The 23497-nt window shown below is 57.9% G+C and carries 14 protein-coding genes; 6 read left to right on the top strand and 8 right to left on the bottom strand.

All coding sequences use genetic code 11. The annotated features are described in order from the left end of the window. Nucleotides 1-259: 259 nt before the first annotated feature. The 3 genes from HNQ92_RS13615 to HNQ92_RS13605 form a co-directional block, all read right to left on the bottom strand. Nucleotides 260-1027 carry an exodeoxyribonuclease III gene (locus HNQ92_RS13615; protein ID WP_184174559.1) on the bottom strand — a complete coding sequence of 256 codons (768 nt, stop codon included), beginning with the start codon at nt 1025-1027 and terminating at the stop codon, nt 260-262. A 105-nt stretch (nt 1028-1132) separates the two neighbouring features. After that, nucleotides 1133-2347, bottom strand: coding sequence for a nucleoside permease (locus tag HNQ92_RS13610; RefSeq protein WP_184174558.1), 1215 nt, complete (start codon nt 2345-2347; stop codon nt 1133-1135). 129 nt (nt 2348-2476) lie between these two features. Then, nucleotides 2477-3688 (bottom strand): DUF2264 domain-containing protein, encoded by a 1212-nt coding sequence (locus HNQ92_RS13605; RefSeq protein ID WP_184174557.1) that lies wholly within the window; start codon nt 3686-3688, stop codon nt 2477-2479. Between the two features lie 161 nt (nt 3689-3849). Here HNQ92_RS13605 and HNQ92_RS13600 point away from each other — a divergent pair, with 161 nt between their 5' ends. Further along, a complete protein-coding gene (locus HNQ92_RS13600; RefSeq protein WP_184174556.1) occupies nt 3850-4785 on the top strand; it encodes a sugar phosphate isomerase/epimerase family protein in 936 nt (311 codons plus the stop codon). Nucleotides 4786-4829: 44 nt separating this feature from the next. Here HNQ92_RS13600 and HNQ92_RS13595 read toward each other — a convergent pair whose 3' ends face one another. The 3 genes from HNQ92_RS13595 to HNQ92_RS13585 all read right to left on the bottom strand — a co-directional run bounded on the left by HNQ92_RS13595 (nt 4830) and on the right by HNQ92_RS13585 (nt 11568). Beyond that, entirely contained in the window at nt 4830-6161 is a 1332-nt protein-coding gene (locus HNQ92_RS13595) for a Gfo/Idh/MocA family protein (RefSeq protein ID WP_184174555.1), read from the bottom strand. Nucleotides 6162-6186: 25 nt separating this feature from the next. Further along, complete coding sequence (locus HNQ92_RS13590) at nt 6187-9711, bottom strand: ThuA domain-containing protein (protein ID WP_184174554.1); 3525 nt, start codon at nt 9709-9711, stop codon at nt 6187-6189. Between the two features lie 153 nt (nt 9712-9864). Then, nucleotides 9865-11568 carry a hypothetical protein gene (locus HNQ92_RS13585; protein ID WP_184174553.1) on the bottom strand — a complete coding sequence of 568 codons (1704 nt, stop codon included), beginning with the start codon at nt 11566-11568 and terminating at the stop codon, nt 9865-9867. A 386-nt stretch (nt 11569-11954) separates the two neighbouring features. Between HNQ92_RS13585 and HNQ92_RS13580 the strand changes: the two genes are divergently transcribed. Continuing rightward, a complete protein-coding gene (locus tag HNQ92_RS13580) occupies nt 11955-12863 on the top strand; it encodes a glycerophosphodiester phosphodiesterase family protein (RefSeq protein ID WP_184174552.1) in 909 nt (302 codons plus the stop codon). Nucleotides 12864-13132: 269 nt separating this feature from the next. Here HNQ92_RS13580 and HNQ92_RS13575 read toward each other — a convergent pair whose 3' ends face one another. Next, on the bottom strand, nt 13133-14146 hold the full coding sequence (locus tag HNQ92_RS13575; protein ID WP_184174551.1) for a GRP family sugar transporter: 1014 nt from the start codon (nt 14144-14146) through the stop codon (nt 13133-13135). 174 nt (nt 14147-14320) lie between these two features. On the opposite strand from HNQ92_RS13575, the gene HNQ92_RS13570 reads away from it, so the two are divergent. The 3 genes from HNQ92_RS13570 to HNQ92_RS13560 all read left to right on the top strand — a co-directional run bounded on the left by HNQ92_RS13570 (nt 14321) and on the right by HNQ92_RS13560 (nt 18560). After that, nucleotides 14321-16045, top strand: coding sequence for a GMC oxidoreductase (locus tag HNQ92_RS13570; protein ID WP_184174550.1), 1725 nt, complete (start codon nt 14321-14323; stop codon nt 16043-16045). A gap of 349 nt (nt 16046-16394) precedes the next feature. Continuing rightward, nucleotides 16395-17711, top strand: coding sequence for a ferredoxin reductase family protein (locus tag HNQ92_RS13565; RefSeq protein WP_184174549.1), 1317 nt, complete (start codon nt 16395-16397; stop codon nt 17709-17711). 273 nt (nt 17712-17984) lie between these two features. After that, nucleotides 17985-18560 carry a hypothetical protein gene (locus HNQ92_RS13560; RefSeq protein ID WP_184174548.1) on the top strand — a complete coding sequence of 192 codons (576 nt, stop codon included), beginning with the start codon at nt 17985-17987 and terminating at the stop codon, nt 18558-18560. Between the two features lie 76 nt (nt 18561-18636). Here HNQ92_RS13560 and HNQ92_RS13555 read toward each other — a convergent pair whose 3' ends face one another. Next, complete coding sequence (locus tag HNQ92_RS13555; protein ID WP_184174547.1) at nt 18637-19689, bottom strand: AI-2E family transporter; 1053 nt, start codon at nt 19687-19689, stop codon at nt 18637-18639. Between the two features lie 571 nt (nt 19690-20260). Here HNQ92_RS13555 and HNQ92_RS13550 point away from each other — a divergent pair. After that, on the top strand, nt 20261-23488 hold the full coding sequence (locus tag HNQ92_RS13550) for a SusC/RagA family TonB-linked outer membrane protein (RefSeq protein ID WP_343062998.1): 3228 nt from the start codon (nt 20261-20263) through the stop codon (nt 23486-23488). The last annotated feature ends 9 nt before the right edge of the window (nt 23489-23497 follow it).

The following is a 23497-nucleotide window of genomic DNA, read 5'->3' as shown; positions in this document are numbered from 1 at the left end:
ATGGGGCGTAGGGCCGTTGGGCAGAGGGCATGGGGCATTGGGCAGAGGGTACTTTCCGAAAAGTACCTCATGCTTAAAAGCCTCAATTCCATTGTGGCAATTCCATTGCGGCCATCCCCAGCCCTTTCTCCCGCGGAGAAAGGGAGTTTTTGAAGGTACTTTTGAGAAAGTACCTTCAAAAAGCTCCGCCTACACCCTCTGCCTAAAGTACCCAATGCCCCAAGCCCTCTGCCCAATGCCCCAGGCCAAAAAGCGCCTTTCAGTCGGCCAGGTGCAGCCAGACGGGGCAGTGGTCGGAGTGGATGGCCTGGCCCAGGTGGCGGCAGGCGACGAGCCGCTCGCGCAGGTTGTCGGTGACCGACTGGTAGTCGATCCGCCAGCCCTTGTTGTTGGTGCGGGCCCCGGCGCGGTAGCTCCACCAGCTGTACTCGATGAGGTTGGGGTTGAGGTACCTGTAGGCGTCGGTAAAGCCGCTATCGAACCACTGCGTCATCCAGGCGCGTTCCTCGGGTAGGAAGCCCGTTGTATTTTTATTCCGGATCGGATCGTGAATGTCCAGGGGCGTGTGGGCAATGTTGTAGTCGCCGCAGACGATCAACTGCGGACGTTCCTGCCGAAGTACCCGTACGTACTCGCTGAAATCATCCAGAAACTGCATCTTCACCCCCTGCCGAGCCTCCCCGCTGGTACCCGACGGGAAGTAGCAGTTAAGTACCGTCAGGTCGCCGAAATCGGCCCGCAGAATCCGGCCTTCGCAGTCGTAGACCGACAGTCCGCAGCCGTCCACGACGCGGTCGGGTGCGAGGCGCGACAGGATGGCCACGCCGCTGTAGCCTTTCTTTTCGGCGGCGTGCCAGCCCAGCACCCGGTAGCCCAGCGCCTCGAAGCCCGACAGATCCACCTGGTCGGGCGTGGCTTTGACTTCCTGAAAACAGAGAATATCGTAGGGTTTGTCGGCGAGCCAATCGAGCAGCCCGTTTTTGAGGGCCGCCCGGATGCCGTTGACGTTGTAGGAAAGTACCTGCATGAAGTAAGAAAGGTCGTTGACAAAGTACCCTCCAGCGGTAGGTACTTGACCGTCGCCCGGAGGGTACTTTTTTGTTTTATTGAGAATGCCGCATGGAATACTGCACTAGGCGGTAGCTATTTCTTCTACCGTCGACGCTTTGGTTTTGTTATCTACAAAAAATACCACAAACAGCACCAGCACCACCGCCGCAATACCTGCCGGTACCATCCAGATACTCGTCCAATCTTTGACGCCGTCGACGGTATAAAGATCAGCCACTACACCCGCGACCCAGGAGCCAATGCCCATCCCGATGCCGTAGGTAGCGATGCTGATGAGTCCCTGCGCCGACGATTTGATCTTGGCCCCGGCTTTATTGTCGGTGTAGATTTGCCCCGTTACAAAGAAGAAATCGTAGCAAACCCCGTGCAGCACGATGGCCAGGTACAGCAGCCATTCGCTGGAAGCGGCGTCGCCGTAGCCAAAGCCAATGAACCGGGCAATCCAGGCCAGGAGTCCCACGATGAGCATCCATTTTACGCCCCAGCGGCTGTAAGCGAGCGGGATCAGCAGCATGAAAACTACCTCCGAAATCTGCCCGAGCGACATTTTATTTTCCACGTTGGTCATGCCCGAGTCGGTGAGCGAAGGGTTGGCCATGGCGTAGTAAAACGACAGCGGAATGCAGATCAGCACCGACGAAATAAAGAAGATGGTGAAGGAGCGATCTTTGAAAAGCTTGAAGGCATCCAGCCCCACGATGTCGGCGAAGGAGGTACTTCGCGCGGGTTTGGGGGGGGTATTGGGCAAAAAGAACGCAAAGACGCCCAGCACCAGCGCGGCGTACATAGCAATCTCGAAGATGGCCACGTTGTCGCCCAGGGCGTAGTAGCCCACGAGGTTGGTCACGGCGATCCAGGCGATGGTCCCCATGACCCGAATGGCGGGAAACTCCTTCTCCGAGCTCACCATTTGCTGCATGGCAATGGAGCTGGTGAGTGCCAGCGTAGGCGCAAAGGTGAGGCAGTAGGCCAGAATATACCAGAAAAAGGTGTCGACGTTGGTGGATTGGGTTAAAAGAAAAAGCATGGCGGCTCCGGCCAGGTTAAGTACCCCCAATACCTTCTGGGCGGCAAAGTACCGGTCGGCGATCATCCCCACGAAAAAAGGGGAGATGATCATGGCGATGGAAAAAGCCGCGTAGGCACTACCTACTTGCACGCCCGTGGCGCCCAGCTGGGTAAAAAGGTACTTGCTCATTTGGCCGTACCACGCTCCCCACACAAAAAATTGGAGGAACATCATGGCCATGAGCTGGAGGCGAACGCTGGTTTTCATAAAGCGGAAATCCGGAGGAGAGTTTAAGTGTAAATGGGTTACTTTTTATAGGTTATTGGCTAAGTACAATCCCAAGGTACTTGCCAAAGCAAGCTACTCATTTTTGGTTAAATAAATGCCATAGCGTGCTCAAATCGCGTGGTCGGCGGGGAGGTCGGTGCCACTCCATACCTTCCGGGAGGTCCAGTCGGTGGCAGCACCCGACCAGAAGGCGTGGCCCTCGGGCAAGCCCAGCGGCAAAAGTACCTCGGCGCAGAGGTACAAACTACCCGTCGAGATGTACGACTCGCCCAGGCCTGGCTGGTGGCCGTTCAGCCCGATGGTCAGCCAGCCGTTTTTGTCGAAGTTGGCCGGGCTCTCGGTCGTTTTTTTGATCACCGCCGTCAGGGCGCTGCGTACCTGGGCGGGACTGACGCCCTCGGGTAGTTTTTCGTGCAGGGCCATGTTGGCCAGGTGCTGAAACGCCCCGGCCCGGTACACGATGGAGCGCCCAATAACGGGGTAGGTACCGTCGGGCGCGATGAGCCGCTCCTGCACTGCCGCGTAGCGCACGGCGCGCTTGGTCACGTCTTCGTACATTTTCTGGTATACGCGCTCCTTGGGCACGATCTCGGTCAGGATGTCGTACAGGAACGGCTGGATCACGAAGCTGTTGTAGTAGTCCCAGTGGAAGTTGGCCCCGTCGCCGTAGATGCCGTCGCCCTTGTACCACTGCTCGTGCTGGCGGATGGCGTAGTCGAGCCGCATTTTGTCGTAGTCGTATCCGTACTTGGCAAAGAAAGCCTCCACCATACCGCTGAACAGCAGCCAGTTGCTGGGGCCAGGGCGGATGATCCGGCTGCTGAGCAAAGCCGCGGCGGTGTTTTTCTTGACCGATTCCGGCATACTCTCCCACAGCCGGGGTGCCCGTACGAGCCCGTGCGCCAGGAAGGCCGCGTCCACCAGCGGCTGGCCGCCTTCTTTAAAATTCATGAAATCGGCGGCCGCGGGATTGGTGGCGTTGTCGAGGGCTTGCCGGGCCCACTGGGTACATTGGACGTGTAGTTGCTGCTCAGTGGGGTCGGTGATGTCGCTGCGGTTGAGCCAGGGGCCAATGCCCGCCATCAGGCGGCCAAAAGCTTCCAGGTGCGATACCGACGCGCGGTTGGCGTTTTTTTTCTCCTCCACGGGCATGGTAGCCTTCAGGCGGTTGTTGGCCAGGTTTTCCAGCACGGGCCGGGCGAGTTTGTCCAGGTGGCTCACCCAGTATTGGCGGTCCGAAGGAGCCAGCGAGGGCGCAAAGCCCGCTAAGCCCAAAAAGGGAGTGGTACTTAGGGATTTGAGAAAAAATCGACGAAGCATGAAATAGTAGTTAAAGCGGTAACGAATTTATCCGGGCGCACCGGCAGTAGCTTGGGCGTTGGCGGAGCTTTGTATCTAAAAGCCCAAACTACCCCAAACCTAACGCTCAGGTACCTGAAAACCTAGGCCACCCGGAGCTTTCCTTCTTGCTAACTATCCGTATGGATCGCCGAACTTTCACCAAAAAAGCTATCCAGGCAGCCGCCCTGGCCGGACTGACCGCCACTTTGCCTGCGTTTGGCGCGGCCCCCAAACCCTACGTACGCCTGGGCGGACCGCTCTTTGAAAAGTACCAGAACCCCGACGAATGGGTGGCGGCGCTGCGGAAAGAAGGCTACCGGGCGGCCTACTGTCCGGTACCGGTAGGGACAGCGCCCGAGCTCATCAAGGCCTACGCGCAGGCCGCCCGCCAGGCCGGGATCGTGATCGCGGAGGTAGGAGCCTGGAGCAATCCCATCAGTCCGGACGCGAAAATGGCCGGTGAAGCCTTCAAAAAATGTGTGGATTCCCTGGCGCTGGCCGAGGCCATCGGGGCCAACTGCTGTGTCAACATCAGTGGCTCCAAAAACCCCCAACACTGGGCGGGGCCGCACAAGGATAATTTAACCGAAAGTACCTTTGACGAAATCGTGGAGGTGACGCGCAAGATCCTGGCCGAGGTGCAGCCTACCCGTACCTACTTTGCGCTGGAGCCCATGCCCTGGACCTACCCCGACTCGGCCGACTCCTACCTGCGGCTCGTCAAGGCCATCGACCACCCACGGTTTGGCGTCCACCTGGACCCCATGAACCTGATCGTGAGCCCGCGGAGCTTTTACGACAACGCGGCGCTGATCCGAGAGTGTTTCAAAAAGCTGGGGCCGCACATCCGGAGCTGCCACGGCAAGGACATTATCCTGAAAGAAGATACCTACACGCCGCAGCTTTTTGAGTGCCGCCCCGGCCTGGGTACCCTCGACTACACCGTGTTCCTGACCGAGCTCAGCCGCCTGCGCGACATCCCGCTCATGCTGGAGCACCTCAGCACCGCCGACGAATACCGCCAGGCGGCGGCCTACGTGCGCTCGGTAGGAGAGCAGGTGGGGGTGCAGGTGTAGGGGTACTTTTTCTCTTGCATTTAAAGTACCCCTACAACTACCCTTTACACTTTCGGAAGTACCCAGGGCTTGCGGTAGCTGGGCGTAATGAGGGCGTTGGCGGCTTTATTTTTTCCAAACGACTGCGTGGCTTCGTCCCAGTTCAGCTGCGAATTGGTACGTAGGGCGATGTTGCCCAGATGCGCGTAGAGCGCCACCAGCCGCCCGGTTTCGATGGGGCAGTTGGGTTCCTTCCGCTCCCGGATGCAATCCAGCCAGTTTCGTACGTGCTCGGCGTGGCTTTCCTTCCAGCCTTTGGCGGCCAGCTCCGGCGCTTTGAAAGTACCCTTGTCGGACTCTGGAAAAACCTCCCAGCTGTTGCGGTCGATCACCAGCGTGGCGTCGTTGCCCACAAACTCCAGCCCGTAGGAGCGACCGTAGGGACCCTTCTGCACGCCCGCGCTATGCTCCCAGTTGAGGGTAAAGTCGTCGAACTGGTACAGGACGCTTAGGGTGTCGAAGGTTTCGTGAGCCAGGTCCTGGTTTAGGAAGTTGCCACCCGCCGCCGTCACGGCGTGGGGGCCTTGCTTCACGTTTTTGGCCCAGAGGGCGATGTCGAGCAGGTGCGCGCCCCAGTCGGTCATGAGGCCACCACCGTAGTCCCAGAAGAGCCGCCAGGAGCCGTGAAAGCGCGTAGGGTTGAAGCTGCGCGCGGGCGCGGGGCCGAGCCATCGCTCAAAGTCCACGCCCGCGGGCACGGGCTGGTCGGGCGCGGCGGGCCGTCCGGCGGCGTAGTTGAAATTGGCCCAGCTACGTACCTTCCGCACCGGTCCCAGGCCGCCTGCCTGAATAAACTGCGTGAGTTTTTGCCAGTGCTCTCCGCTGCGCTGCTGCTGCCCTACCTGCACCACGCGGTTGTAGCGGCGGGCGGCTTTCACCATCAGGTTGCATTCACCGATGGAGTTGGCCAGGGGCTTTTCTACGTAGACGTCCTTCCCGGCCTCGCAGGCGTAGATCATGGGCAGGCAGTGCCAGTGGTCGGGGGTACCTACGATCACGGCGTCGATGTCTTTGTTTTCCAGTAGTTTCCGAAAATCGCCGTAACGCTGCGGTTTTTTGCCCTGCTTCTTCACCACGTCTTCGCTGCGGCGGTCGAGCACGCTTTCGTCGATGTCGCAGAGCGCGGCGCACTCCACATTGGGGTTATTGAGGGCGTGGCTCAAAATACCAAAACCCATGTTGTTGCAGCCGATCAGCGCTACCGTTATTTTTTCGTTGGCCGAGCGGCGTGCGACGCCCCGGCGGTCCATCGCGTAGGTACCTTCGGGAGCCAGCATCCAGGCCCCGGCGACCAGGGAGAGACGGGTACTTTGTTCAAGAAAAGTTCGGCGTTTCATGGGGTTTAGGGTAGTTTGGAAAAAGTTATTGTTCAAAAGAAATGGTTTTTAGCGAAATGACGTTGTTGGTGGGTTTGTCGGGCTTCATGACCACGAAATACACATCGTGCCGCCCGCTGGTAGGTACCTGTACGTCACCCGTCACTTTTCCGCCCGCGCTACCCGAAGCCGGGTAGGTCGTTCGGCTGATCACCGGCCCGGCGTAGGAGCCGATCCGCACCCAGATTTCGCCGCTTTTCTCGCCGGAGCTGTATTCGTAAGTAAATTTCCGAATGCCCGTCAGGTCGATGTTCTTCAGCAAAATGTAGGCCTTGTGGTCGCCGCCGCTCAGGCTGTTGCTCCAGCGCGGAAAACCCACGTGGGCGTCGGCGTAGACGGTAGGTACCTTGGCGCTGCGGAGGGTCACTACTTCGGTGGTGGTGAGCGGCCCCACGGCGGCGGTACCCTGGTCGGTGTAGGAGGCTACCAAGGTATACTGGCCCCGGGGTTCGTTTTCGCGGTGGTCGGTTAGCGGTAAGGTACCTTGCGCGGGCAGGGTCGTAAGCTGGCGCTGCGGCTCGGCCAGCGATAGGATGTACTTCACCATTTCGGCGGCATCCTGGCGCGAGAGCTGCGGGTGGGCGCTCATGACGTGCTCGGTACCCCAGTTGCCACCCCCGCCCCGGATAATCTTGTCCGAAAGCAGCTCCAGGGCGTTGGCTTGTCCTTTGTAGCGCTCGGCGACGGCCAGGAGCGAAGGCCCCACTGACTTTTGGTCTACCGTGTGGCAGGCTTTGCAGTCGCTGCCGGCCATGAGGGTACTTCCCAGCGAAGCCGTGAGCAGCAGCGTTTCGGGCTGGTGGCCCGTCGCCGGGGTAGGGGGCAGGGTACTTGGCTGCGGGTTATAGGTGTAGTACACCCGCAGTTTTTTCGGGTCCATCTTGCTTTCTTCTTGATCAGAAACCTTCACTTCGTAGGTAAAGGGTTTATTTTCCCAAAAGAAAGACTGGTTGCCGGGCGTCGTAATCGCTACGCGCGGGGGGGTATTGCCTACCTTCACCGTCAGCGTGTCGGTACCTACCTGGCCGCGCGGGTCGGTTACCTTGAGTACGGCCCGGTATACGCCCGGCTGGGTGTAGGTGTGGGCGGCAGTGGGGCGGGTGGAGCCCACGGTTTTTCCGTCAAAAAGCCACTGGTAGCTGAGCACGTCGTCATCGTCGGGGTCCAGGGAGCCGCGGCTGCTGAAAAGTACCCTCAGGGGCGCTGCGCCCGCTACTTCCCGGATGGTGCTGGAGGGGCGGTTTTCGGACGTCAGGTACACGCGCTTGCTGAGCTGGGCCGTCGCGGCGGAGTCCACCACGCTGGCTTTGGCGATGGGCGGGCGGTTGCCGGTATTGTACTCAATCTTGACCAGGCGCGCGTCTTCGTTGTCGGCCCCGTACACCGAGCCGTACTCCAGCATGTACATGACGCCGTCGGGACCAAAGGCCAGGTCGATGGGGCGGCGGAAGTCGCCGTTGGAGGTCATGAAAGGCTCGGCCCGCACGAAGTTCTCCTGCTCGTCGAAGCGCAGCGCCATCACCCAGTTGCGCATCCAGTCGAAGACAAACAGGGTACCATCGTAGTAGGCAGGAAATTTGGTGGGCGAAGACGATTTTTCGTTGAACGTATAAAATTCACCGGCCATGGCGCTGCGACCACCCTGGCCCAGCTCCGGAAAGTCCGGCGAGGCGGCGTAGGGGTACCACAGCATGGCGGGCATGGCCGGGGGTAGTTGGGTAAGGCCGGTGTTGTTGGGGGATCGGTTGACGGGAGCCCGTGGGTCAAAGGGCGCACCTGCGGTTTTGGTACTAAAATCCCACTTCACGTAGGGGTAGTTGTTGCCCACGAAGTACGGCCAGCCGAAGTTCCCGGCCTTTCGCGCCTGGTTGAACTCGTCGTAGCCGCGCGGGCCCTGCGGGCCGTCCTCCCCGGCGTCGGGGCCAATTTCGCCCCAGTACAGCACGGACGTCTTCGGGTTGACGGCGATCCGGTAGGGGTTGCGCAGGCCCATGGTGTAAATCTCCGGGCGGGTTTGGGGCGTACCGGGCGGAAACAGGTTACCCGCGGGAATGGTATAGGGAGCCGCCCCCGCGGTACCGTCCGGCTGGGGCCGAATCCGCAGGATCTTTCCCTTCAGGTCGTTGGTGTTGGCCGAGGAGCGCTGGGCGTCGAGGCTGAAGTACTCCGGGCCGGGCCGCTCGTCAAGGGGCGCGTAGCCGTCGGACGGAAACGGGCTGGAGCTGTCGCCGGTCGAGAGGTACAGGTTGCCGTCTTTGTCCCAGGCCAGCGAGCCGCCGTGGTGCGCGCCGCTGTTTTCTTGCACAGGTACCTGTAGCAAGATTTTCTCCGAGGCTACATCCAGCGTATTGTTGTCCAATACCACAAAGCGGGAGAGATTGAACAGAATGGGCTCGCGGTCGGTGGGCGGGGAGTAGTAGAGGTAGATGTAGTGATTTTGGCTAAACTTCGGGTCCAACGTGACGCCGATGAGCCCCGTGCCGCCCTTGGTGGCGACGTCGAAGCGGTGCACGAGCGCGTGCTGCCGGGTTTTGGGATCGTACACGTAGAGGTTGGCGGTACGGAGCTCGGTGAAAAAAACGCGGCCGTCGGCGGCCACGGCCAGCTCCATGGGCGTGTTCAGGTCATCGACGAGGATGGTTTTGACAAAACGGTTTTCTTCCGGCATGGCCACCGAGTACGCTTTCCGGTAGTCGAGGGGCTTGTCGCCGATGGCGTACCGAATGCCACCCAGGATGTGCTGTAAAAAAAGCGGTTCGTCGTAGCTCGTATCCATATGGCCGCCGCCGGTATAGAAAGCCCGTCCGCCGTCGAACTCGTGGTACCAGGCAATGGGGTGGTTGGCGCCGTTGGTGCCGTTGTCGTAGGTACTTTCGTCGAGGTAGGCCAGCACGTTGAGGCCGGGGTAGAACGTGCGGTAGCTGTACCACTCGTCGGTGCGTTCCCAGCGGTCGGGCAGGTGGGCGGTGGCGGGGTGGTTTTTGTTGGTAACATCCACGGCGGCTTTGCGTTCACTCGGATTGAGCGGATGGTTGGCAAAGTAGGCCCCCATGAGCTTGCCGTACCAGGGCCATTCGTACTCGGTATCGGCGGCGGAGTGAATGCCCACGTAGCCACCCCCGGCCTGGATGTACCTTTCAAAAGCCGCCTGCTGCTCGGCGTTGAGGACGTTGCCGGTGGTGCAGTTGAAGATCACCGCCTGGTACTGGCGCAGGCTGTCGTCGGTAAAGTAGGCGGCGTTCAGCGTGGTATCGACCCGGAACTGATGCTCCCGCCCCAGCTTCTGAATGGCCGCGATCCCAAACGGAATGGAGGAGTGCTTCCAGCCTTTGGTTTTGGAAAAAACCAATACCCGTGGGGGTACTTTTTCGGCGGCCGCCACGGCGGACGTTCGGGTGTTGAGGCAGGAATACAGGCCCGCCGTGGCGGCCAGTACTGCGAGCAGCAAGGTACCTAGGCGAAGGCCAGCGGTGGGAAAAGCCAGAAAGCGAGAAAGGGAAATGTGTTGCATGGGTAAGCCGACGGTTAGCGAAGGAGCTTGGTAGCGGAATATTTCAGAGATACCTACGAAAAAGGCTATTGACGGGCGGAGCTACTTAGGCATCCGTCAGTAAATTCACCGCAGCTCCGGGGGGTACCTTAGGTTTGTAGCCTGGATGTCAGCTTAGGTACTTGCCGCCGAAAAGGTAAGTACCTGCCGGAAGGGCGTAAAGCCCGTCAGGAATACCGTGGGTGCATCCATGGCGGGCAGCGCCCCGCGCAGGGCGGTGTTTTTGTGCAGGTGCAGGCCGGGGCCAAACTGGATGCGGTCGTTTTGGAAGGTATAGGTACCCGTACCTTTCTCCATAAACCAGGTGTTAGGAAGGCTTGCGTGGGGAGTGAGCCCCGCAAAGGTACCCCCCGGCCGGAAGATCAGCTCCAGCGCCACCGGCACGCGGTCGGTCCCTTCGGAGGAGATTTCTACCTCCATCCCGTGGTTTGTTTCCCGAATAAGTACCCTGGTTTCGAGGTGCTGTACCTCGCTTTGCGGACGGGCCGTCCGCGGCATTTTCTCCCAGTCGCCGTCCTGGGTAGGTAGTTGGCCCGCCGGGTAGGGTTGGTAGTAGGGACCTTCCAGCCGCTGGGTCAGCTCCCAGCTTTTTTCTTTTTGGACCAGGGTTTCGGTTTGAAATTGTCCTTTGCCAAAAAACGACGCCGCCAGTCGTAGCCCCTGAAGTACCGCCTGCCCGTGCATGAAGGTGAAAAAGACCGGATTGCGGGCAATGAGGGTACTATCCCACTGCTCCCGCCGGACGCGCACCAGACCCGAGTTGGGGAAGGTCTTCACGTAACTAACCGGCGGCGACTTCGCTGGCGGCAGCGGAGCCCACAGCGCTTCGTCGGCCAGGTAGTAGTCCAGGTGGCCGCGGAGCTTCTGGCCCGCCGTGCGCTCGATGAGCGCGCACATGGCCGCGTAGGTGCCGTTCTGGTCGCGCAGGGCCAGGTACCTATAGGGGTAGTAGTAGTTTTCCAACGTACCTACCACGGCCTTATCCTGCCGCCCGGAGGCATCCGTCACGATCTCGCCGTTGGGGTGCACGTAGTACAGCGTCATGTCCAGGTTTTGGCGCACGTAGTCCAGCAGCTCAGGCTTGTTGAGCCCCCGGGCGATGGTGATCAGGACGCGGTCGCTGAGGGAGGAGTAAATGAAGGTACTTTTCTCGTTGTACTGGCCGTCGGCGTCGATGTCGATGCGCTCCTGCAGCCACTGCTCGGCGCGGGCGCGGTAGCGTGGGTCGGGCCAGCGGGTGTGCAGCTGCGCCAGGGCCGCGGCCACCACCCAGCGGTGGTTGGGCGTATGAATGCCGCCCACGATGAGCGCCTCGCCGGCGCGGGTCAGGAACGTTTTGAGAGGCGCAAGTACCCGTTCGACGCCCGGCGTGCCCGATTGCTCCAGAAAACCGTAGGCCGTCACGAGCCGCTTCACCAGAAAAGCCGTGTCGGGTGGGGAATGGAAATTGGTAGACAGCAGGTCGATGGTACCATCGGCGTGTTGGGTTTTGACGAGGTACTCCGCCGCCAGCCGCACGTCCTCCCGCAGCCCCTCCGACCGAAAGTACCTCGACGACGGCGCAAAGAGCGCGCAAGAGCCCCACAGGATCAGCGCAAAGGTACTGTGCGGGTTCAGGATGTCGTGGCCGTCGCGCACGCCACCCAGGGTACCTGCTTCTTTGCTTTGCAGGGCGCGCAGGGCTACGAGGCCGTCGTCGTTGAGCTTCACCAGCTCCAGCAGCCAGGGCGGCATGGAGCGGCTCGGGCGGACAAAGCCCAGCGCGGGGGCTACGCAGAGGGCGGTTAGGGTACTTTGTACAAACGTTCGTCGGTCCATGGCCACAGCGGGAAGGAGAGTGTAGGAAGGGTACTTTAAAGGTACTTTGTGCAATAAAAGAAAAAGGACCGGGGGAGTTACTGGGTAACAGGGTTACTTTGTGGCAAAGGGCGTTGGGTGCGGGGCAATGGGCAGAGGGTATTGGGTCTTCTAACAACCCATTTCTGGACAGGGCAAAGTACCCTTAAATGCCTCTATCCCCAGCCCTTTCTCCCGCGGAGAAAGGGAGCTTTAGCGAGGTACTTTACACTCTATACTTTAAACTACCCCACGCCCCGCACCCTCTGCCCTACGCGGGCCGCCCTCTGCCAAAAAGTACCTTGGGGAAACAGCGGTAGAAAACACCAGTAGCGGCTTTTTGAAAGTAAAACGTAATTTGTCCATTCATGTCCATTCGATTTCTAAGGCGGGCCAGGTACCTGATTTTTTGGGGTACTTTGGGAATGGCCGTATCCGCCCGGGCGCAGGAGAAGCTACACGTTCTGGCCTTTGAAAGTACCCAACACCTGCGCGATTTCTTCCGATGGACGCCCCAAAGTACCCCGCTGGTGAGCGGGCACCGGGGCGGCATGGAGGTGGGCTTCCCCGAAAACTCCATCGCGGCTTTTGAAAATACGCTGAAACATACGCCCGCTTTTTTTGAAATTGACCCCCGGCTCACCAAAGACAGCGTGATTATTCTGATGCACGACGCGACCCTGGACCGTACCACTACGGGTACCGGTCGGGTCGCTGACTATACCTGGGAGGAGCTGAAGAAACTCAAGCTGAAAGATGCTCAGGGCCGCGTGACGGCGCACGGTATACCTACCCTGGCGGAGGTACTTGAGTGGGCGCGGGGCAAAACGGTGCTGAACTTTGACAAAAAGGATGTACCCCTGGCCATGACGGCGGCGATTATCCGGAAGTACCGTGCCGACGCCTACGTGATGCTGACGGTGCACACCGCCGAGCAGGCGCTCTACTACTACCGCGACAACCCCGAACGGATGTTTTCGGCTTTTGTCAAAACACCCCAGGCCCTGGCCGAGTACGAGCGGGCGGGGGTACCTTGGGACCATATGATTGCCTACATTGGGCCGGAGGTAACGCCCGCCAACCAGGAAATGTACCGGCTTCTGCACGCACGGGGCGTGCGGTGCATGATTTCGGCGGCCCCGACCTACGATAAACTAAAAACGAAAGAAGAGCGCGCCGCCGCCTACCGGTCCGTGATCCGCGACGGTGCCAGCGTGCTGGAGTCAGACCTGCCCATCGAAGCCGCCGAGGCCATCAAAGCCATGTCTAGAAAGTAGGGGTACTTGGTGGCAGAAGGTGCGGGGCGTTGGGCATGGGGTACTTTGTATCTATGGCATAAGGGGTACTTTGAAAGTATAAAAAGTACCTCGCAAGCTCCCTTTGTTCTGCGTAGTTTTGAAACTACGCAGGCGCGTCACGCGGTCTCCGACCGGAGAAAAGGCCTCTATCCCCCCGCCCTTTCTCCCGCGGAGAAAGGGAGCTTGGTGTGGTACTTTTAGCAAAAGTACCCTCTGCCCCATGCCCTCTGCCCCACGCCCCAAAGTACCTACGCCCGCGCCAGGATGATCAGCGCCAGGCCCGCTACGTAGGCGATGCCCATGAACCACAGGAAGCGGTTGGCCTTTTTGGGGGCGCCCTCGAACTCGGCCCAGGCAAATAACCCCCACAGTACCGACACGATGGTAGCGCCCTGGCTGAGGCCGTACGAAACGGCGTCGCCGGCTTCGGGCGAGCCCAGAAAGAGCGCGATCATCCCCACGCCCCAAAGTACCCCGCTGGCTAGGCCCACGGCGTGCTGGCGGGCGGGTACTTCTCCGTACTTGGTTTCATCGTCTTCGTCGGAGATCTTGAAGTGCCGTACCAGCCACTCGATGCCCGGATTGCTGATGAGAATCCCCAGGGCAAAAAACAAAAAGCCCGAGTAGGGCGTGAGCAGCCCCGCTTCGGGCGAGGCCAGCTCTTTGCTCATGGCACTGGAGACGATCACGAAAAAGAAACCCAGTGCCAGCCCACCCGACAGGGCGATCCAGACGCCCCGGTTTTTTCCCGAGCTGGATTCTTCGTCGTCCTCTTCTTCTTTTTCCTTGGCCCGGTAAGCCAGGGCACTCAATGCAATGGCCACCAGCACCACGCCACCACCCGCGGCCAGCAGGGGTAGGTTGCCGCTAGGCTCGGCGATATGGTTCACGACCAGCCCCAACGCCAGCGAAAGCCCCGTCCCCACGGGCATGGCAATGGACAGGCCGGCCTGGTTGATGCCCACGGTTAGGAGGGTGTTCCCCAGGTTAAAAATAATCCCGGCGGCCAGCGCCAGTAAGAGGTTGGTGATTTCGGCTTGCCGGATGTCTTCCAGCAAGGGACGGCCTTCGTCGCCCAAGGTACCTAGCGTAAAGGCCAGCATCAGCGCACTGCCCGCGATACCGTAGACGTAGTCGCGGTAAAAAATGTACAGCGGTGCGGACTGCGTCACCCATTTTTGGCCGTTGCCCCACGAGCCCCAGCACAGCATGGTGACCAAACAAAGAATAATGGCCCAGGTAGGTTCTTCAACAATAAACATAGCTTGGTATGGATTAGGTAGGTAGTTGAATTGTAGTAAAAAAGGTATAGAAAGGAACGGTAAGCATATCTTTCTGGACTGCGAAGCCACAAAATATCATTCCAGCAATGGGTAACTTACGCCGTTTTTTGCCTTTGTTATGGAAGTAAAAGTACCTTGTGGCCCCTATTGCGAATGACCTGCCCGCCTACTGATCTGAGAAAGTCAACGAACGAAAACCGCCGCTTCGACGCCATCGTCATCGGTACGGGCATCAGCGGAGGCTGGGCCGCTAAGGAGCTTACCGAAAAAGGCCTGCGCACGCTGGTACTGGAGCGGGGCCGCGACGTGAAGCACGTCACCGACTACCCCACGGCGCAGATGCAGCCCTGGGAATTTGAGCACCGGGGACAGCCTCCGCTGGCGATTCGTCAGCAAAATCCGATTGCCAGCAAGCACTACATTTTCAGGGAAGACGCCATGCACTTCGTGGTGAAGGACGCCCATCATCCCTACGTACAAGACAAACCATTCGATTGGATGCGCGGCTACCAGGTAGGGGGGCGGTCGTTGCTGTGGGCGCGCCAGACGCAGCGCTGGTCCGACTTCGACTTTGAAGGCCCGGCCCGCGATGGCTTTGCCGTGGACTGGCCCATTCGCTACGCCGACCTGGCCCCCTGGTACAGCTACGTGGAGAAATTTGCGGGGATTTCGGGGAATCGGGACGGCTTGCCCCAACTACCCGACGGGGAGTTCCTGCCCCCGCACGAAATGACCTGCGTGGAAAAGCACTTCAGCGAGCAAACGGCCCAACATTACCAGGGTACCCGGCCGGTCATTATTGGGCGGGCGGCGCACATCACCGATCCGCAGCCCATTCATACCCAGCAGGGCCGCGCCAAGTGTCAGCACCGGGTGATGTGTCAGCGGGGGTGCCCGTTTGGGGGGTACTTTAGCAGCAATGCGTCTACGCTGCCCTGGGCCGAACGTACCGGCAAGTTGACCCTACGCCCGCACGCGGTGGTGCATTCCATCATCTACGACGAGAAAAAAGGCCGCGCGACCGGGGTCCGGGTTGTCGATGCGCACACGAAGGAGATGAGCGAGTACTACGCCAAGATTATCTTTGTGAACGCCTCGGCCCTCAACTCCAATCTGATTTTGCTCAATTCTACCTCGCACCGCTTTCCAAACGGCCTGGGCAACGACAACGGGCTACTGGGGAAACACATCGCCTTTCACAACTACCGCGGGCGGGTGTCGGCGCAGTTTGACGGCTTTCATGACTACACCACCGACGGCCGTCGGCCCAACGGAGCCTACGTGCCGCGCTTTCGAAACGTTTTCCGACAGGAAACCGACTTCCTGCGGGGCTACGCGGCATCTTTTTCAACTTCAAAAATCGGAAACGCTACACCCGGCCTGGGTACTTCGCTCAAAGACAGTTTATTCCGGCCCGACCGCAGCGGCTGGAGTATCGGTATCCAGATGATGGGCGAAACCCTACCCAAGGAAAGTAGTACCGTGCGCCTGGACCCCACGCTCCGCGACGACTGGGGCATTCCGCAACTTCGCATGTCGGTAGACTTCGACGACAACGACCGGAAAATGGTGCAGGATTTCTACGAGCAGTTTAGCGAGATGCTTCATAAAGCGGGCTTTGTCAACATCCAAACCGCAGATACGCGCCGGAATCCCGGCAGCGAAAACCACGAAATGGGCGGGGTGCGCATGGGGCACGATCCCACGACCTCGCTGCTCAACCGCTGGAACCAGCTGCACGCCTGCCAGAACGTATTCGTGACCGACGGCGCCTGCATGACCTCCACCAGTACCCAAAATCCCTCGCTCACCTACATGGCCCTCACGGCCCGCGCCGCCGACTACGCCGTAAAAGAGTTAAAAAAAGGGAATTTGTAGGGAAAAGAGAATAGGATGGCTACGCAAATACCCGGCCTAAGTCGATGCTGAAATCGGGGAAAATGCGGGAGGCAAGCACGCCTTCGTCGGAGCGGGGGGCATTTTATGCATATACCCTTTGATCAACTCCAGGCGGTCCTGGAATCGCCACGTAAGGTAATCGGCGTAGCTATATTGTTTGGTTAAATCCAGATCTTCCAATCGCGTTACCATATCCCGAGGCTTTTTTCTTTTACAAAAAGAGTACATGCACAGGTAGTGTCGACCAAACCTGAGCTGGGCAAAGTACCTTGTTAGCAAGGCAGGTATACTTTTAGTAGTCCTTCCGCCATACAACTCTACTAAAAACATGGAAATCATCAAGAAGCAATACCACTGGGGGTACCTGACCATCGGCGTCACGGTGCTGATCACCCTGGCGCTTTGGCTGGGCTCGATGTGGTACTACGACGACTGGTACGACGACCCCTTCAAGTACGTAGCCAAGGTAGGTAGTATGCCCGCTACGCTCCTGATGTGCTGGGCGTTTTTACTATCGGCGCGGTTTCGGCCCGTCAACGCGCTCTTTGGCGGGCTGGATAAAGTGTACAAAGCGCACCGGCACGTGGGCGAAGTAGCCTCCGTACTTATTTTCCTACACCCCATCTTCCTGGCCATGCACCTGTTGCCCGACTGGGGTACCTTTGGCCGCTTTTTTTGGTTTTCGGAAGATTGGGTACGCAATACGGGGCTTATGGCCATCATACTGCTGGTGGGGCTGGTGGCGCTTTCGATCTGGACGCCGCTGAAGTACCACCACTGGAAGCAGACGCACCATTTCTTCGGGCTGGTGCTGGTCATCGTGGTGGTGCACGGCATCATGGGCCAGGGCGAGATCATGCGCTTTCCGCTGCTACGTACGTGGTTCATTGCCTGGATTACCGTGGGGCTAGGGTGTTACGTCTACATCCGGGTACTTTACCATTCTCTGGGCCCTCGTTTTACGTACGAGGTAGCAGAGGTGCGCGAGGTAGACGACATGGCGGAGGTGTACCTGCGGCCCGTGGACCCGCAGCAACGCGTAGCGCAACGGCCGGGACAGTTTGTGTACATTTATTTCGATACCCCGGCGCTTCGCCCGGAACCTCATCCTTTTTCGGTTTCGTCTTCGCCCGAGGAAGAGCACCTGCGGCTGTCGGTCAAGGCCCTCGGAGACTGGACCTCCCGGCTCAATGAGCTACAACCCGGCGTGCGGGCCCAACTCTGGGGGCCTTACGGTGAGTTTGGGAATCATCTCTGGAAACGCCCCCAACCGGACGCCGTCCTCATTGCGGGTGGCATTGGCATTACGCCCTTTCTAAGTATGATCCGCGACGAGGCGTTTATGCAGCGGCGTCAGGGGAAAACATTCCTGATCTATAGCGTAGAAAAGCCCGGCGAAGCCAGCTACGAAGACGAAATCCGGAGCCTGGATCTGAAGGCAAAGGACATCGTGTACCTTCCGCACTGCTCAGACAAAGACGGCTTCCTGGATGCCGAAGTACTGGCCGAAAAAGTGGGTGAACTACCTTCGAAGTGCTTCTATATCTGCGGCCCAGGCCCTATGATGGATTCCTTGCAGAAAGAACTACTCGAGGCCGACGTACCGCTTCAGCATATCTTCAAGGAAGATTTTAACATCATTTAGCTTGTTAAAGTACCTGGCTATTGGCTAAAAATACGAAACACCCGCCCCGGAAACCGCGAGCGGGTGTTTGACACTATACACACACTAGGTACAAAGAAAGGTACCTCTGGGGAGAATTCAGAAAGGTTTAGACAAACTACCCGAATGCCTCGACGAAACCGAGGGTTACTTTGTGCGATTGACCTCTACCAACGATGTACCCTTAAGGCTAGTGGCACAGCTATTTTAGAGTAAGCACCAGGTAATAACCACCCAAACAAAACAGCAAGCGCTATGGCAACAGAAAATAAAGGGCATTCAGAACACGCCGTCAATTCCGTAACGGGCGTATTCCTGACCAATGAAGACGCGAATAAGGTATACGATACGCTACTGGCCAACGGATATTCGCAGGAGCAAATATCGGTGGTGATGTCGGAAGAAACGCAAAGTAAGAATTACCACATGGCCCCTCAGGACAACCAAAAAGATGAAACGGGCGAAACCCGCTCGGCAGAAACGGCTACCATGGGAGCGGCCATTGGCGGCACCACCGGAGCGGTGATAAGTGCCGTAGCAGCGCTGGGTACCAACCTGGTGTTACCGGGCATTGGACTGGCCCTGGCGGGGCCGGTACTGGCGGGTCTGGCGGGGGCCGCTGCGGGTGGCGTAGCGGGAGGTACCATTGGGAGTATCGTGGGGTCGGGTTTTCCTAAAGAAAACGAAGAGTACTACGAAACCAGCGTGAAAGAAGGCGCGGTCATTATCAGCGTACATCCCAGCAACGAAATGGATAAGGAGGCCATTATTTCGCTATTCAACCAGCACAACGGCCAAAAAATCTACGTTCGCGACGACCAAGCGGCTTAGTCTTTCTAAATAAGCCGGGAGTATTTTGAGCCGCCGGGAGTAGGCAGCACGTTTCGCGTTACACGCGGCTTGCTGCCTACTCCCGGCTTTCGTTTTGGGTTTCCATGTGGCCAAATTCACTGGTGTAAATCTTGAACAGCAGAATAAAATAGCTGATCAGGAGCGGGCCAAAAATAAATCCCCAAAAGCCAAACAGCTGCAAGCCCACAATCAAACCCAGAATGGTAGTAATGGGATGAACATCGCCGATCGTTTTTAGAAACGAAATACGCGCTACGTAGTCGATGTTGCCAATCACGACGGCCCCGTAAATGGCCAGGCCGATGCCCGCGCCGGTTTCGCCCGACGAGAACAGGTAGATCACCAACGGGATCCAGATCAGGGCGGTACCGACAATGGGGAAAAACGCGAAAATGCCGGTCAGGAAGCCAAACAGAACGAAGTCGTCCAGGCCGAAGATCCAGTAGCCGCCCATGGCTACCAATCCCTGGATGAGCGAGATCAGCGGAATTCCCAAAGCATTGGCTTTGACCATTTTATTAGTCTCGTCGGCCAGGATTGCAATGTTCTCTTTACGTAGCGCAATTTTAGTGCTCAATTTTTTCTCCAAAAACTCCCCGTTGGTGAGCATGTAGAAGGAAAGAAAAAGAATCATGAACAGATTGCCCAGCATGGTGGCCGAGCTGTTGAGCAGCGCCGGAATCAGGTTGGCTCCTACTTTCTGAATTTCCTGGATGCGCTCCTGGCTCAGCAGATCTTGTCCCGTCCAGGCCCTCAGCTGGGCAGAAATGGAGCGCAAGCCGTCCATCACGTCTTGGGGGTTGGTAAATAAGCCGCTGATTTTAGCAAACAGCAACTGCACCGCCAGGTAAATGGGCAGCACGACGCAAAGCAAAAAAGCCAGCATAAAAAGCAGGGCCGTCAGGCTTTTATTCCACGATTTTTTCTTGGTGAGGTAGCGGTACCAGTTGCGGCTCAGGATGTAGACGGTCACGGCCCCCAAAAAGCCGGGAAAAAAGACGTACAGCTCTCGCATGAGCAATACGGCCATCCCGACGACTAGCAACAGCAGCAGAACCTGCCGGATACGGTTATTAAAAGTAGGGCTCGTGTTGTTTGCAGGGCTCATGGGGTCAGTAAGGTTGGGAAAAGGGCTTGGTTTAAATCCACGGGGTACTAAGGCTACAAAAAAAGACTCCGGTTATTGAACCGAAGTCTTCTGTCGTTTCCCTCTTTCCTACGCTGGCATTATCCAGATCAGGTTTAAAGAGTATGTTCTCAGGTCTGCATGATCAGTTACCACCTCTTTCCGGAAACTTCTTGATCTAAGAAAGTATAAACAACTGTGCCAGAGCGTCGAGGTACCTCTACAACGTACCTAATGGCACTTTGTAGAATACACGTGCGTGAAAAATTAGCCGATCTGTCCTAATATATGCACATATGCATGGTTTGGCCGCGGCTTACCAGGCTGTGCCAGTGGCTAGGGGCGGGCTCCGTTCCGTACCTGGACAAAGTACCTACGTCCGGGCAAAGTAGGTCATTCTTTCCTCCGCTTCTTTCCCCGCCCGTGCCGTTTTTTATTTTGAATAATAGTATTATAAAAGCAAACAAAAGTAGCAGATCGCCGTAAAGTCAAAACTTAATTTTGGCATTAGTTAAACCGAGCGATTGTCATAACCTCATTAAAATTAATCTGTATGATGCAAAAAGCTATACACCGTCATTTTGGTTGGCAGCAGCCTATACTCCTGGCGGTACTACTCTTCAGTAGTATCATGGCCATGGCCCAGGGGGTGAAGCAGGTTACCGGCAAGGTCACCGATCCCAACAACGACCCGCTTCCGGGCGTGAACATTCAGTTGAAAGGAACTACTACCGGTGCCACCACGACCACCGAAGGTACCTATACGCTGAGCGTACCGGCCGAAGGCGGCAGCCTCATCTTTTCCTTTATTGGATACACGAGCCAGGAAATAGCCCTTGGCAATAGCTCGGTGATCAATGTGAGCATGAAGAGCGACGAAGCTGTGCTGAACGAAGTAGTGGTGGTGGGTTACGGAACGCAGTCACGCGAGACGGTCACGACCTCTATTTCCAAGCTCGATAACCAGGTGCTCGAAAACATTCCCTACGCCAACGCCGCCTCGGCGCTGCAGGGAGCCTTGCCAGGGGTACGGGTGCAAAGTACCTCGGGCCAGCCGGGCGCCGCGCCGCGCATTATCGTGCGCGGGGGTACTTCCATCAATAACCCCAACGGTGCCGCGCCTCTATACATTATTGACGGCATCATCCGGGCCAACATGAACGACATCAGTCCGGACGACATTGAGTCGTTGCAGGTACTTAAGGATGCCGCCTCGACGGCGATCTACGGAGCCCGGGGGTCCAACGGCGTTGTGATCATTACGACCCGCACCGGGAAATCGGGCAAAACCCGCGTTACTTATTCCTACGACTTGACTACTTCCGAGCCCGGTAAGCTCTACGAGCTGGCTTCGGCCCGCGACTACATCTACTACGCCCGGCTGGGTAATGAGCGCGCCGCCATCAAAAACCCGGCTACCTCCAACCGGCTGGGGCTGCCCATTGGCTACGGCACGGGCAACGACCTGACCCGCAATACGCCCTATACGACCCAATACCTGACGCCCCAAAACCAGCATAAACTCAACGAAGGCTGGGAAAGCATGCCCGACCCCATCGACCCCACCAAAACGATTATCTTTAAGGATACCGATTTTCAGCGGGCCATCTTCCAGACGGCGCTCTCGCACAACCACCACGTGGCGCTCACGGGCGGTACCGACAAAGCTACTTTCAACGCCGGGATAGGGTATCTCAACAGCGAGGGAACGGCCATCACGACGCGTTTCGACCGTCTTACTTTCAACCTGAACGGAGATCTGAAGGTACGCGATAATATCAGCGTTTTTGGGCGCACCATGTACACGCGCTCCACCAACAACCAGGTGTACGACCTGGCGCAGATCTTCTACCGCTCAGCCAGTACGCCGCCTACCGCCAAGTTTACGTTTGAAGACGGCTCGCTGGCCCCCGGCCAGAGCCGGAGCATGGGGAACCCGGTCTATCACCTCAATAACGACAAGCGAAATAACTCCAGCGAAAACCTGACGCTGTCGGTAGGAGGGCGCTGGGACATCCTGCCGGGCCTCTCCTTCGATCCGCAGGTATCCTTGTACAAAGTGACCAACGATGCTTATTCCTTTATTCCGGCCTATTGGAACGGCACCGCCAGCCAGGTCGTAACCCGGGCGGCTTCCTCGTCCTACAGCCGCATGATGCAATGGCAGGCGGATGCCGTTTTTTCGTATTTCAAGACCATTGCGCAGTCGCATAACCTGGACGTGAAAGCGGGTTTTTCCTACTTTGGTCGAGAGAACTACAGCCTGAGTGCCAGCGGCCAGGGAGCCGCTACCGACCTGATCCCCACTCTGAACGCTTCGCCACTGCCCGTAGCGGTGGGGGGAGCCATCAGCGACCAGCTCATTTTGGGGTACTTTACACGCGTTAACTACGATTACCAACAGAAGTACCTCTTCTCGCTGAACGCCCGTATTGACGGTGCTTCTAACTTAGGCGCCAACCACAAATGGGGCTTTTTTCCGGGCGTTTCTGTTGGGTGGAATATGCACCAGGAGGAGTTCTGGAAAGCCCTGCCAGATAACCTGCTGCGCGTAAAACTCCGGGGTAGCTACGGCGTCAACGGAAACATCAGCGGCCTGTCTGATTTTCAGGCGCAGGGCGAGTACGGCGTGGGCGATCGGTACCTGGGTACTTCGGCCATCCAGAATACCATCATCCCGAACCCCTCGCTCAAATGGGAACAGTCCAAGACGTTTGACGTGGGTGCCGATGTGGGCCTTTTCAACAGCCGGGTCAACGTCATGTTCGATTACTACCGGCGCGTCACGGAAAACCTCATTACTAGCTTGACGCTGCCCCCTTCTACGGGCTTCACCAGTATCTTTACCAACCTGGGTAGTTTGGAAAACAAAGGCGTTGAAATAGAAATAGGCGCGCAGCTCCTGCCCCCTACCTCCGATTTTCAGTGGAACCTATCTTTCAATGCTTCCAAAACAAGGCATAAAATCCTGACGCTACCCGCCAACGGAGCCGAAAACAATCGTGTAGGAGGCTTCAACCTCTGGAATGCCGCCCTGGGTACTTACAGCTGGCAGGGTGGCTTGCAGGAAGGCGGGCAGATCGGTGACCTCTTTGCCTGGAAGCAGATCGGTGTCTATGCCACCGACGAGGAAGCCCGCTCAGCTCCCAAAGACATGCTCATGACCACCTCCACCGGCGACTACACCAAGTACGGAGGGGATGCCATCTTTCTGGATGCGGACGGCAACGGGCTCATCGACGAAAGAGACCGCGTGTACATGGGGAATCCGTTCCCGGTCTGGACGGGCGGTATTTCTAATTCTGTAAGCTACAAAAACTTCAACTTGCTGCTTCGTATGGACTACACCACGGGCCACACGATTTATAACTACGCCCGGATCTTCATGGATGGCAACTGGCAGGGAGATGGTAACATGACGCAGGAAATGGTGGATAAATCCTGGAAACAGCAGGGCGACGTCGCTTCCCTACCGGCCTACGCCTGGGGAACGGGTAACTACAGCCTGTGGCGCGGCTCCGCCAACCACCAAACTACCACCAACTCCGAGTACTACGAAAAGGGCGACTTCCTGTGCGTGCGGGAGCTGACGCTCAGCTATACGGTACCTTCCGTGCTGCTGCAAAAGATCAAACTGAGCAACCTGCGGTTCAATGTGACGGGCAGCAACCTGTACTATTTTACGCAGTACAAAGGCCTCAACCCCGAAGAGGGCGGGCTCGACACAGGTCGCTACCCCATTCCGCGTAATATCACCTTTGGCGCTTCTGTTTCATTCTAATAAAAAATC

Origin of the sequence: Rhabdobacter roseus (genome assembly GCF_014202275.1) — a bacterium.
In the GTDB taxonomy this organism is placed as follows: Bacteria; Bacteroidota; Bacteroidia; order Cytophagales; family Spirosomataceae; genus Rhabdobacter; species Rhabdobacter roseus.
The sequence above is the reverse complement of the archived record's forward strand: the minus strand, read 5'-3'. Positions and strand labels throughout refer to the sequence as shown.